The following is a 13,278-nucleotide window of genomic DNA, read 5'->3' as shown; positions in this document are numbered from 1 at the left end:
GGCTTATGAATACAGGTGAAGATACACAGAGCCTACGAAAGATCGTAGAATTTACGAGGCTCATTAGCATTTTTATTTTAAGCATTCATTTCTATATATGTTGTTATGCGGCATTTAAACAATGGGGATGCACTGCCGAAATTACTGATCGAATTATTGTAAATATTGCTAAAACAGGCTTGTTTGATAATTTACTAACACCCAAATTGGCCGCCTTACTATTTTTAACTATTTCCCTTTTAGGTGTTAAGGGGAAAAAGGATGAAAAAATACAAAAGATGTCCATTGTCGCATACATACTTAGTGGATTGATTTTATATTTTATTAGTGTGTTATGTTTACTCTTGCCGCTAAATTTAGTTCTAATAGCTGTTTTATACATCAGCCTAACTTCAGTAGGCTATATGCTCACCCTATCTGGAGGTGGCTTATTGTCAAGATTAATTAAAGACACATTCAACAAAGACGTGTTTAATACAGACAATGAATCATTTCCGCAAGAAGAGAGGTTACTTGAAAATGAATACTCAATCAACCTACCTGCTACTTACAATCTAAAAGGTAAAATCCGGAAATCTCATATCTCAATCATTAATCCGTTCCGGGGAGTGCTAGTATCAGGCACCCCCGGATCAGGAAAAACATATTTCGTGATACGCCACATAATCGAACAACATATAAAAAAGGGCTTTTCAATGTTTATTTACGACTTCAAATTTGACGATTTGAGTAAGATCGCCTATAATAAATTGTTGCAATACCAGGGCAACTATAAAGTGAAACCGAAACTCTGGGTAATTGATTTCGACAAGCCTCTTCATAGATGCAACCCTCTCGATCCGCAAAGCATGGATGACATTACAGATGCCACAGAAGCAAGTCGGACAATTATGCTTGGGCTAAATAAAGAATGGATTAAAAAAACTGGAGATTTTTTCGTCGAGTCCCCAATCAATTTTTTAACCGCAGTTATTTGGTATTTGCGTAAGTATCAAAATGGAAGGTATTGTACATTACCACATTGCATTGAGCTAATACAGGCAGACTATGATAAACTATTTGCTGTATTACAGGAAGAAGATGAAATCAAAGCACTAATCAATCCTTTCATTTCAGCCTATCAAAACAAAGCAATGGCACAGCTGGAGGGGCAGATTGCCAGTGCAAAGATTGGGTTAGCAAGATTGGCTTCTCCTCAATTGTATTATGTGTTGAGTGGCAATGATTTTACGTTGGATGTCAATAATCCAGATGCTCCCAAGATCGTTTGTATGGGTAATAATCCCCAGAAACAACAGATCTACGGTGCAGTACTGTCATTGTATGTAAGTAAGATGATTAAGCTAGTAAACCGTAAAGGACAATTGAAGAGTAGTTTAATTTTCGATGAGTTTCCTAGCATATATATCGGGGGAGCATCGGGTATAGACAAGTTGCTTGCCACTTGCAGATCGAATTTGGTGTGCTGTACACTTGCCGTCCAAAATTATGAGCAGTTAACTAAGGATTATGGAGGTGAAGAAGCGGATGTAATTGTAGGTGTAGTTGGAAATGTCATAAGTGGACAGGTTACAGGTGGTACTGCAAAAAAATTAAGCGAAAATTTTGGAAAGATCATGCAGGATAAACAAAGCAGAAGCATTAATAGTGCGGAGATTTCTATTTCTAAATCTACTCAGATGGATTTTGCGATACCTGCTTCTAAAATTGCCACACTCTCATCTGGTGAATTTGTGGGGATTGTAGCAGACAATCCAGATCAAAAAATTAAACTCAAAATGTTTCATTGTGAAATTCAAAATGACCATAAAGCCATTGCAGAAGAAGAAAATAACTACAAACCTATACCTGTAAATAAAAATGTAAGTTATGGAGACATAATTGAAAATTACATGGCTATTAAGCTGGATATTCAACTATTGTTTGAATCAGAGCTTGAAAAAATTGCAGCCAGACAACAACAAGATGATGTACCACCACCGCCTATACCCGATGATGATCAAATCGAGGAAGAAGAGGCGGAAAAGGGAATTTCACGGTGACGAGTAAAATAAGTTAACCATAGCCTAAGTATTATTTGATTTTGTACTTTAAAATATTGAAATTCAAAAAACAAGAGACATATAGCTTTATGACCAGGAAATATGATGGTGCAATCCGTAATAAGGAGCGTACCAAAGTCAAATTGATTGATGCGGTTGGACACATAATAAAAATGGATGGTTATGCTGGATTGAAGCTTAAAAAAATTGAAGAGGTGGCGGGAGTTGATAGGAAAACCGTCTACGATTATTTCGGTTCTATTGATAATTTGGTTGAATCTTATATTCGGCAAAAGGATTATTATATAGGCTTTGACAATAAGATGGACCAACTGCTTAAATCAGTTAAAGGAGATTATGGTACTAATTTCATGAAAGGGGTAATGTTTGAGCATTTTGATGTCTTTTCCTCGGATGTAGATATGCAACAGGCCATACTATGTCTTCTCAATGGTACTTATCCCTCAATAGAAGCGGTGCATGAGGAAAGGGAGAAAATCGGCAGTATATTTCTTGATCTTGCTGAGCCCTTTTTTCAGGGGACTAAGATTGATCTCCCTGCAAGAATTGCAATAATTGTATCCGGTATTTATTTTATGATCCTGAATAAAAAAAGTCGTGTTTGTGGCATTGACCTAAATACCCCGGAAGGAGAAAACAGGATAAAAACGGCAATTGCGAGTATAATCCAAGGGGCATACTTAGAAGCTAAAAAACAGAAAGCTGATTTTTGAAATCGTGAAGAACCGCGAGGGATTAAAAATTGTATGTAAAACAACAATTTTAAATCGACCATACTTTAGATAGTTTCACAAAACGAACCTAAAATGGCAAACACCTATTCCATATTAAAAGGAGTAAGGTATTTTAATAGACTATTTGCATAAACCTTTATATTGTGCAAATAATCTGTTAATGAGTTTGTTGTCTTAATAATTAGGCGTTATGTTGAAGTTTAATAATGCGGATTGGGAAATTATGTTTGAAAACAGAAAACTTCCGAATGCAGCTCTTAGCCAATTAATAGAACTGGAATCTAGTGCAAAAGGTGAGTTATCCTCAATTCTTGAATTGCATCATGATGGTTACACGGTATATGAGCTCTGTAAAAAAAAGAGAAAAGAATTTCAACAGAAACTAAATGATGCCTTTTTAAACAACAACATTAATTTACCTCCTACTCAGGAGGAACCATTAATTGTAAAAGTATCTTCAACTGGGGAAGATGAGGTGACCTCAATCCTTGTTTTGTCTTCTGTCACTGAGGTAGAGGATGTGTTCTCCAATTTCGAACAAACTTCCGTTACTGGGGAGGATGATGAGCCTTCAGCCTTTGAACAGCCTTCTGTCACTGAGGTAGAAGATATGTCTTTAATCTTCGAGCAACCTTCTATCACTGGGCAAGGTGGGGCGTCCTCAATCCCTGTTTTGCATACGGTCAAAGTGGTTAATCATGGAAGGATAGATAATCTTTTATTTCGCGATAAAATTCATGAATTATTTGACATGCTCTTAAATGAAGAACAATTAAACAGTTTGCTGGCTATAAATAGTTCTATTGCTTCCCCTGGTAGTATTATTGATTTAGATAGACTGATGGACGATATTTCTATATACTTTACGGGAATGAGAATACCGACCATTAACGATACGGAGGATAACAAAAAGCGGTTTAAAAACAGGGTGGTCAACTCAAAGAATCATTTCTTATTGTATATAAATCTTGATTAGTAAATTATGGATAAAAATGAAAAAGTGATAATAGAAGAGGAGAAAGTAAGGTCAGAGAAGAAATCTTTCGCTATAATGAGATCTTACGTTTGCATACGACAAGTCATAAGGATGCAGAAGGAAGCGGATCAGCTACAGCAAGAAAATAGGAAGTGAAATATGGGAAGAATCAAACGAGCATTGCTTTTTATGTTGGGCGCAGTAATCTTGGTTTCTTCATGCCAACAAGAGAAAATACCAGTAGAGAATTTAAGATTGCCAACGCCACCAAACACCTTATGGAGAACTAACGTAGCCGAGTCTATTTCAGAGAACAAAGCTCCAATCGGTTCTTCTAAATCGAAAAAGTTAGAAAAAATAGAACAAGACAGCACAATCGTAACAGATAGTGTAAAATTCAATAATGATAGCAGCAACGTTAGGCTTTATGGAAAAATAAGTAATAAGAATATTGTTGTTGAAGGTCGTGTAATACGGGTAGGCAGAAGTTCCGAAAATCCAAATGGGAGAGAAATTGTAGATATAAAAGTCTTAGAACACAAACTTTTGCAATAGCCGAAAAATGGAGACTTACTAACTTTAGATGAAATTCTTATTTTTTCATCTTTGTCTCATAACTTTTTACCTTAAGCAAAACCTTCTCTAATGTTTCCTTTTGAATTATATCATAAATAATATTAGGGTCAATCTTGAAAACGTAGGCCATTGTATTTATATGTAAGGTCGTGAATTTTTCCGGGCTTACTAGTTTTGTGTGATATGAATCATAATTTATACCTAAGAGTTCTGCAATCTTTGTTGGACTTCTCTTAACAAGTTGGTACATTTTTTTAATTTTCCCTGTCAAAAATAAAGACTGGATATCCTCAAATTTTGGGTCTACAAAATTGCTTTCATCATCCTCTAACATATTTTCCCAATTAGCCATTTCGCTGTTTTTACATATCTAAGATCAATATTTCTTTGTAGAAGCTTTTGGTATAAGTATTAATCGTAAATAAAAACTTATTAATAATAAATTTTTTGATTGGAAATACATTATATTTGATAATGTTAAAAGTTTGAAAATGCGAATATTATAGAGTTTATATTTAAAAATTAGTAGTTGAACACTTGATGTTCTAATGGTGTAATTTAAAGAGTCTCACTTCCACTCGTCTGACAATAAAAATCGAACGTGAGAACGATAGATTATGCCTGCATTGCTTAATTGTGCTAACTTAGCGCCATTAAGGATGTGGGCGCTATCGTTTATGCAGAGTTCGAAGGCGTCAGACCCGGTGGGATAATGCAATACGGAGCGCCCCTCCTTATTTCAAATATGAGGCTCGTAAGCAATACGAGCTATGGAAATACAAAAAAAAACACAGTTTATTTATTTTACTGTTCATTCTATGAAAGTGAATAGCAGATTAGTGTGTTTAGAAATTTTCCCTGGCATAAGTCCATTCGATAAGTTATTTTCTTTAAAACCCAAAAACCCAATCTAATATTCAGTCTTTCAAAGCGGGCGACCTTACATCGTTAGGGGTAGCTAGTGTCGCCTTGCTTTGTCTTTTTTAACAACCTCATTATATACCGAAATTAACTTACCAATGACTGAGTGTAAATACCTTTCCGTGCCGAATATCATTATAAGCCAATAATCCCTTCTCATTAATAGGCAATTGAAGTCTATAGTCATTTTTCAGAACATTATTAAAGAGAGGGTCATAGCTAAAAAACGGGTATTTCCTAGTCATAGAAAACAGGCTATATACAACGGGCAGCTGACTTTTCATATTAAAACTAAGTCATGAAAAAGAATCACAATCATAGAGTTTTTAAACTAATTGATAAATATGTAGACGCTCCTGAACGGTATTCTACGAAAGTTATCAATACAAATCTATCAATACCTGCAAATTTTAGGATGTTATGTGCCTTAACGGGTGTGGCACCTGTTAAAATTCTCTCAGATTTTATGTGGATTGTTAGTAGTTCTTATGTAAAGGAGAGTGCTTGCATTAAGCGGGAGGCGGCAATTGATTATTTCATCAAATGCAGTTATGGTCAGGATTACTACCATAAAGATGATTTACTAAACATGTTAAAAGAACTAGAAGCAGTTAGGGTCGTAGACGAAATGATGACTGGTTGTAGTGGTGATAAATTAAGATTATTCTACTGTTTTAAGAATATGCAAGCACCAGTTTGGTTCAAAAAATGGTTTAATAAATCAAAACGGCTAGAATCAATATCAGTTCTTGATCAGTATTAACATGAAAATTATGGAACCATATTTATCACAAGCTAAATTAATTGAGGCTATGGTTAGGAAAGATGATCTTGCTTTAGCAACCGTGCAAAAATTATATGGAGCTGCTTTATACGGTATTGTGTGTAAAGTATTTCATAACCATGAAGCGAGAATTGCTGTCTTTCAAAAAGCGATAAGTAAAATTTGGTTTGATGCGGATCAATATGATCCTGAAAAACTGAAATTTTTTACTTGGATGCTCAATATAGTTCGTCAAACCATTAAGGAAGAATTTCAGTCGCCAACCAACTCACTTGAAATAGCCTATAAGGATGATGATTTACTTAGAATTATAAATCAAAATGATTATCCAGTTTTCATTAGGGTGTTTTTCCATAGTAGAACAGTGGCTGAAATCGGAGAAGAACTTTTCATGAGCACTGCTGACATTAGTAAGTCGTTGTATCGTGCAATAAAAAATCTAAATGATCATTTTGCTCAGTCAACAGCCCAATGAAGATCGTACTAATATATTGCCCCAACTTAGACATACCTCTACCTTATGCCAAACCAAACTATTTTTTCATAACTAGGAATCAGCCACCATAAGTGGAGAATGATTTAAAAATTAGGTTAGCACTGTTAATCATGCACCGTCCCTGCCGAGAATGTGATTGCATGATTTGGGTGGAAACCATACCTCAAATGGGTGTGGCGCTTCGCTCGTTATTTCACCTAGGCAGGGACGGATAGCGGGTTTGGTGTCCATGCTCATTTGAGGTACCCAGTCCGTTACATAATTCATTAGAAATCTAAATTATGTACGGTAATGAAAACTACATACACATCCCTTTTCACTTCAGGAGAAATTACGACTAAACCGAATCACCTTTTGGTCATTCGGCTTAGTGATGTATGTATACATACAATTATTGTAATCCACTATTTCAGTTACTTATTTAAGAAGAAGTACAAGTTCCTGAAAATCTTATTTGAGAACATTGTTAAGCCACCAGTTTAGTTAGGGGAATAATAGAATCATCCCGGTAGACATTTCTTGATACACTAAACTCATTAACATGAAAAAATTAACGATATACATCGTCATGGCCGTGCTTTGCCTAAATTTTAAAGTGAAAGCGCAAGAGTCAACCCTTACTTTGAAAGGGAAAATTGTAAATGAAAATAAATTACCCATTGCAGGAGCCAACATTAAAATAAAAGGGAAACAGCTTTATTCGACTACTAACAAAGACGGAGCATTTACAATAGACAAGGTTGGGCTTGGGGCAACTCTTATAATTACAAGTATAGGATACATTACAAAAGAAGTCCAAAATGTTCAAAGCTCCAATCTTGGTGAACTTATCCTTGAATCAGACAATAGAGAACTGAAAGAGGTTGAAATTGTAAGTACAGGTTATCAAAATATCCCGAAAGAAAGAGCAACAGGGTCTTTTGCGCAACCCATAAAGGAAGCTTTTGAAAGTAGGGTTTCAACTGACGTGTTAAGTAAGTTGAATGGCATAACTTCTGGGTTGGTGTTTAATGCCAATACTGGCAATACCAATAATGGACATTTAGATATAAACATAAGAGGAAGAAGTACAATAAAAGCAAATGACCAGCCCTTAATTATAGTAGACAACTTTCCTTACAGTGGTGATATTAACAATATAAATCCTAATGATGTAGCTTCTATTACGGTACTGAAAGATGCTGCCGCATCCTCAGTTTGGGGAGTGAAAGCAGGTAATGGAGTAATTGTAATCACCACCAAAAAGGGCAAGGTTAACCAACAATTGAAAGTTTCACTGAACTCAAATTTGACAATTGCAGATAAGCCAAATTTATTTTACAACCCAAATTTCTTATCATCCCCGGATTATATTGAGATAGAAAAATTCCTTTACGATAAGGGTAAGTACACTACATCGCTTGGGGATGTTGTTAATCATCCTGTGATTTCTCCGGCAGTGGAGATCATGGCGAATAACGGTCAGCTGTCGTCATTGGACTCTTTATCGGCCATTAATGATTTGAAAAATATTGATGTTAGAAATCAGAATGCTAAATATTTCTATATAAAGCCTGTATCACAGCAATATGCAATCAATTTGAGTGGGGGGACAGAAAAGGTAAGTTATTATGTTTCATCCGGTCTGGATAAAAGTTTACAGAATTTAAGAGGTAATGATAATCAGCGGATAACCTTAAGCACATTAAATACCTTTAGGCCATTAACAAATCTGGAACTATCAGCAGGGTTTTACTATACTCAAACAATAGCTAATTCGGACAACACTTTAAATTCTGTTCTAGGGCAAAGTTCAACCTACTTCCCGTACATCCAATACGCAGACCTCAATAACAATCCGTTAGCGATTACACGAACCTATAGAAACAACTATACTACTTCCGCAATATCGAAAGGTTTTTTGGATTGGACTTTTGTTCCGTTAAATGAATTGGGACTTACTGAAAATAAAAGCAATACCAGTGACACTCGAATAACCACAGGCTTAAAATATGAGTTTATAAAGGGCTTAAGCTTAGATGTAAAGTATCAATACCAAAAATCATTAAACGAGAAAAGGGTATATTATAATAAGGACACATATTACGCTAGAAATCTGATTAATATGTTTTCCGTTCTATCCGATGATCTTGTCATAGATCATAATGTTCCCGTTGGTGGAATTTTGAACTACCTGAATGGAAATACCATTTCTCAAAATTTCAGGGCACAGTTAAACTTTGCTCGGACTATTGGTAGACACGATTTCTCCGTTCTTACGGGTTATGAACTTAGTCAATCGTCAACTGATATAAGGGGAGGGTCGATGTACGGATATGATGATGATGTAGCCAATTATAGCTCGGTGAACTACAATGTCTATTATGATACCAATCCCACAGGAGGATCAAACATACCCGAAGGAATAGCCATTGGAGGAACTTTAGAGCGACTAAGGTCTGTTTATGCTATTGGCTCTTATGCCTTTAAACAGAAATATATCCTTACAGGAAGCACCCGTATAGATGGTTCAAACTATTTCGGAGTAGCGACCAATCAAAAATCTGTCCCTTTGTGGTCAGTGGGGGGTAAATGGGATGTTTCTGCTGAAAAATTCTATAAGCTCACATGGTTACCACACTTAAATCTTACTATGACTTATGGGTACAATGGTAACCTTGACAGGTCTACGACAGGTATTACAACCTTTTATAGAATGTCAAATGCAAAGTTCACCAGACTAGGCTATGCTAATGTTGGTAATATTGGGAATCCTGATTTAAGGTGGGAAAGGATCAGACAAACTAAGCTAGGGATAGATTTTGCGTCTGTTGACAATAGACTGTCTGGAAGTTTTGAATATTATCTGAAAAATGGGGTTGATCTTATTGGTAGTACCTTATTAGCCCCTAATACAGGAGTGATGAATTTCAATGGGAATTTTGCTGAAATGAAAGGCAAAGGCTTCGATTTGACTTTAAATTCCAGAAACTTTATAGGAAAATTTGGCTGGCAAACTTCAGTGCTCATTAGCCATGCAACAGATAAGGTGACCAAGTATGATATTGAGGCAACAAATAATCAATTGGTCAGTTCAGATGGTTTAAATGGCAGGTCAATAGTGCCTATAGTCGGAAAACCAGTATATAGTGTATTCAGTTTGCCTTGGGCTGGCCTTGATCCCGAAAATGGTGATCCACTTGGTTTTGTGAATGGGATTAAGAGCAAAGATTATACAGCTTTAAACGCCACTGAGTTAACAGATTTAAAATATAACGGGTCAGCACGTCCTACCTTTTTTGGAGGGCTATCAAATACATTTAGCTATGCTGATTTGTCGCTGACCATCAATATCAGTTTTAAGTTCAATTATTATTTCAGAAAGCCATCAGTTAGTTATACCAATTTATTCCAGAATAGCATTCTAGGTAACGCAGATTATAGTAACCGTTGGAAGAAACCGGGGGATGAATTAAACACCAATGTGCCATCAGTAGTGTATCCCCAAAATTCAGGTAGGGATAATTTTTATGCTAATTCCTCTATTCTAGTTGAAAAAGGCGATCATATCCGATTGCAGGATATTGGTTTAAACTACACGTTCAGAAAATTCAAATGGTCTTTTATTCCTGTAAACGATATTCAGCTTTATGCCTACATCAATAATGTTGGTATCCTTTGGAAAGCTACCGATAGCAATCTTGATCCTGACTTCGTTCCCGGCACGTCAACGATAACAATTTTTCCTGCTCCAAGATCATTCTCATTGGGCTTGAAAGTTAACCTATAATCTATGTAATTATGAAAAATCAAAATTCACTTCGTAAAAGACTTGTACCTATCCTATATATAGTCCTAGTCTTAACTTTAAACTCGTGTAAAAAAGGGTGGTTGGATGCTAAACCTGATAAAACACTAATAATACCTACAACAATTCAGGATTATCAAGCCATTCTGGACAATTCCGATGTTTTTAATGCTAATTATCCGGGGCTTAATGATGTTAGTTCTGATAATTACACTGTCACTTTAGCAAATTGGCAAAGCAGCAATACGGCATTGGAAAGAAATAGCTACAGGTGGTCTTCAGAAATCTATGAAGGCGAAACTGTTAATTTTGATTGGACTTATAGCTATAAAAGAATACTGTATGCAAATATAGTCGTAGAGGGGATAGCTAAAATTTCTACTACTAATCAAAATTTAAAAGATTGGAATAATGTAAAGGGTAGCGCATTATTTTATAGGGCGTTCAGCTACTTCAATCTTACACAACTGTTTTGTAAACCCTTTAATGAACAGAGTGCTAATAACGACTTAGGACTTCTAATTCGTTTATCACCTGATCCAAATGAGCGAGTAAAGCGGGCAACAATTAAGGAGACATACAGCCAGATCCTCCTAGACTTAAATACTGCCCTCGATTTACTGCCCTCAACATCCACCTATTTAACGAGGCCCTCGAAGCAGGCTGTTTACGCACTCTTGGCTAGAATTTATTTGTCTATGGGGAATTTTGACAGTTCGTTAAAAAATTCAAATGCTGCTCTTGGAATTTCTGACCTATTAATAGATTATAACACGCTAAAACCAACAGCCACACTTCCTTTTGTTAGGTTCAGCAATGAGATAATTTTTCACAGTGAAGCCACCACGTATAAGATTTTAAGCAAAAACTCTTTTAATGTAGATGTTGAATTATACAATACCTATGAGGATAATGACTTGCGTAAGGTACTCTACTTTACGCTGTCAGGAACGGATGTCAAATTTAAAGGAAATTACAGCGGCTCAAACAATTTTTTTAGTGGCCTTGCGATTGATGAAATGCTTTTAATCCGTGCAGAGTGTTTCGCGAGGAAAGATAAAACTAATGAGGCACTAGCCGATTTAAATTTATTACTCAAAACAAGGTGGAAGAAAAACAATGATGGTACTAGTACCTATGTTGATAGGACTGCATCAAACGCTACAATTGCCCTCAAAATAATTTTAGATGAAAGGAGAAAGGAATTGCTTTTTCGAGAATTGCGCTGGATAGACCTGAGAAGGCTCAACACAGAAACAAACCTTGCAATTACTTTAAAAAGGACATTAGATGGTAAGGTTTATTCTTTGGCACCTAATGATAAGAAGTATACTCTTTCTATTCCCCCTGATGAAATCAGATTGAGCGGCATAGAACAAAATAGTAGAGACTAATCAAAAACACATATCATGAAATATTTTAGTGTAAAAACCATTGTTGTTTTGATAACAACATTCAACTGCTTTGTAATAACAAGCGCAGCTTTAGCTCAAAATTATACACCCTTAAAAATTAAAGGTGTTTTAAACGCGGCCGATAAAGACTCTATTGAGGTCATTTATAGAATGTGTAAGTTGCCTGAATATCTCGGAAACTTAGAGGGACAAACAATTAGGGTGCCTATTTCAGAAGGAAAGTTTAAACTGGAGATTAAGGAAAATGATCCTTTTTATTTAACACTTGTATACAAGTCAAGTGAGGGGAATAGAACGGAGCTTTTTAAATCATATTTAGCAGAGCCTGGGGACGATATTTCTATATCGTTTAAAACTCACTTTAAAGTCAATAAGGTCGGGGAACTATTAAACATTGAAAATATCCGTTTTAGTGGAAAGGGGGCTGAAAAATATAATTGTCAATATTCAATTGAACAGAACGAAAAGGTTAATTTAATCAAATTGCAAAGTCAAAGAAAATATCGTGTAGACACAGGGCAGTTTGCAGGACTTTGGAATGCTATTCATCTTGCCTCAAACCTCGAAAATGGTAATTATAATATACTAAATCGGTATCAATTAGCAATGTCTGAATTGGCCTTTGAGATGATGAGAATCAATTTGTACTCAAAAAAAATGATAATCATTTACAAGCAATTAAAAACGGTGTCTAAAGAAATTCAGGTGTTGAAAGTTGGGAGTAGAGAAAGGTTTTTGGTGCAATATTACCTAGCAACAGATAAACCCGCTGATTTTTCCAATAGTTTACTTTCCCTTTCTTCATTATACGCATCATCTTTATTACTTAAATATGAATTTGAGACTTTGGCATTAAATAAGAAAGAAAAATTAGCTAGAATCTACAGTATTCCACACCAGAGCCTTAAAGAAAGGGTGTTAACAGAATATGTGCTCAAAGATTTTACCAAATTTTCAGCCCAAAATGACGTAGTAGATACAGTATTGAAGAGTATTGGTGATAAGGATTATATCAGATTAATACATACGATGATTAGGGCTCAAAGTATAGGTGCAAAAGTATTTGATTTCTCCCTGCCAGATGTTAACGGCAGTTTGATCAAACTTAGCGATTATCTAGGCAAAGTTATCTTTCTTGATTTTTGGTTTACCGGTTGTGGAGGGTGTGCCATGTATAATCGATCAGTGCTGTCAAAAGTCGAGAAAAAGTTTGAAAATGATAGTAATGTGGTGTTTATAGCTGTTTCCATAGATAAGATTAAAGATAGCTGGATAAGAAGTGTTAGAGAGGGGCTTTATACATCACCAACAGCAATCAACCTATACACGGATGGTTTGGGAACAAACCATCCAATCATTAAACAATTTGCTGTTACTGCTTATCCAAGACCTATAATTATTGATAAGCGGGGAAAGCTCTTTAGTAATAAGCGGGGCGATTTAAGAATATCATCCGAGCGGTTATCCGCTGTTCTGCTGGAAGCAATAAATTCTAACTAACTAAAAAAGGGCTGCACTGCAGCCCT

Annotated in this window: 10 protein-coding genes; 9 read left to right on the top strand and 1 reads right to left on the bottom strand. The window is 35.7% G+C overall.

What is annotated here, in order from left to right:
- Positions 1 to 5: 5 nt before the first annotated feature.
- From mobC to GM920_RS08560, 4 genes are all read left to right on the top strand, one after another.
- The gene (gene mobC / locus GM920_RS08575; protein WP_182955774.1) at positions 6 to 2,042 is read left to right on the top strand and encodes a conjugal transfer protein MobC; all 2,037 of its coding nucleotides are present in this window, start codon (positions 6 to 8) and stop codon (positions 2,040 to 2,042) included.
- Positions 2,043 to 2,098: 56 nt separating this feature from the next.
- The gene (locus GM920_RS08570; RefSeq protein ID WP_182955773.1) at positions 2,099 to 2,776 is read left to right on the top strand and encodes a TetR/AcrR family transcriptional regulator; all 678 of its coding nucleotides are present in this window, start codon (positions 2,099 to 2,101) and stop codon (positions 2,774 to 2,776) included.
- 211 nt (positions 2,777 to 2,987) lie between these two features.
- Positions 2,988 to 3,773 carry a hypothetical protein gene (locus GM920_RS08565; RefSeq protein WP_182955772.1) on the top strand — a complete coding sequence of 262 codons (786 nt, stop codon included), beginning with the start codon at positions 2,988 to 2,990 and terminating at the stop codon, positions 3,771 to 3,773.
- Positions 3,774 to 3,932: 159 nt separating this feature from the next.
- Complete coding sequence (locus tag GM920_RS08560; protein WP_182955771.1) at positions 3,933 to 4,328, top strand: hypothetical protein; 396 nt, start codon at positions 3,933 to 3,935, stop codon at positions 4,326 to 4,328.
- 37 nt (positions 4,329 to 4,365) lie between these two features.
- Here the strand turns inward: GM920_RS08560 and GM920_RS08555 are convergent, their stop codons facing one another.
- On the bottom strand, positions 4,366 to 4,701 hold the full coding sequence (locus GM920_RS08555) for a hypothetical protein (protein WP_182955769.1): 336 nt from the start codon (positions 4,699 to 4,701) through the stop codon (positions 4,366 to 4,368).
- A gap of 867 nt (positions 4,702 to 5,568) precedes the next feature.
- On the opposite strand from GM920_RS08555, the gene GM920_RS08550 reads away from it, so the two are divergent.
- The 5 genes from GM920_RS08550 (at position 5,569) to GM920_RS08530 (ending at position 13,252) form a co-directional block, all read left to right on the top strand.
- A complete protein-coding gene (locus tag GM920_RS08550) occupies positions 5,569 to 6,033 on the top strand; it encodes a hypothetical protein (RefSeq protein ID WP_182955766.1) in 465 nt (154 codons plus the stop codon).
- Between the two features lie 10 nt (positions 6,034 to 6,043).
- Positions 6,044 to 6,529 carry an RNA polymerase sigma factor gene (locus tag GM920_RS08545; RefSeq protein WP_182955763.1) on the top strand — a complete coding sequence of 162 codons (486 nt, stop codon included), beginning with the start codon at positions 6,044 to 6,046 and terminating at the stop codon, positions 6,527 to 6,529.
- A gap of 562 nt (positions 6,530 to 7,091) precedes the next feature.
- Entirely contained in the window at positions 7,092 to 10,319 is a 3,228-nt protein-coding gene (locus GM920_RS08540) for a SusC/RagA family TonB-linked outer membrane protein (RefSeq protein WP_182955760.1), read from the top strand.
- Between the two features lie 11 nt (positions 10,320 to 10,330).
- On the top strand, positions 10,331 to 11,731 hold the full coding sequence (locus tag GM920_RS08535; RefSeq protein ID WP_182955758.1) for a RagB/SusD family nutrient uptake outer membrane protein: 1,401 nt from the start codon (positions 10,331 to 10,333) through the stop codon (positions 11,729 to 11,731).
- A 15-nt stretch (positions 11,732 to 11,746) separates the two neighbouring features.
- On the top strand, positions 11,747 to 13,252 hold the full coding sequence (locus GM920_RS08530; RefSeq protein WP_182955755.1) for a TlpA family protein disulfide reductase: 1,506 nt from the start codon (positions 11,747 to 11,749) through the stop codon (positions 13,250 to 13,252).
- Positions 13,253 to 13,278: the final 26 nt, after the last annotated feature.

This window comes from Pedobacter gandavensis, from assembly GCF_014172405.1.
Classification (GTDB): domain Bacteria; phylum Bacteroidota; class Bacteroidia; order Sphingobacteriales; family Sphingobacteriaceae; genus Pedobacter; species Pedobacter gandavensis.
This window is presented reverse-complemented; position numbering and strand designations above follow the sequence as displayed.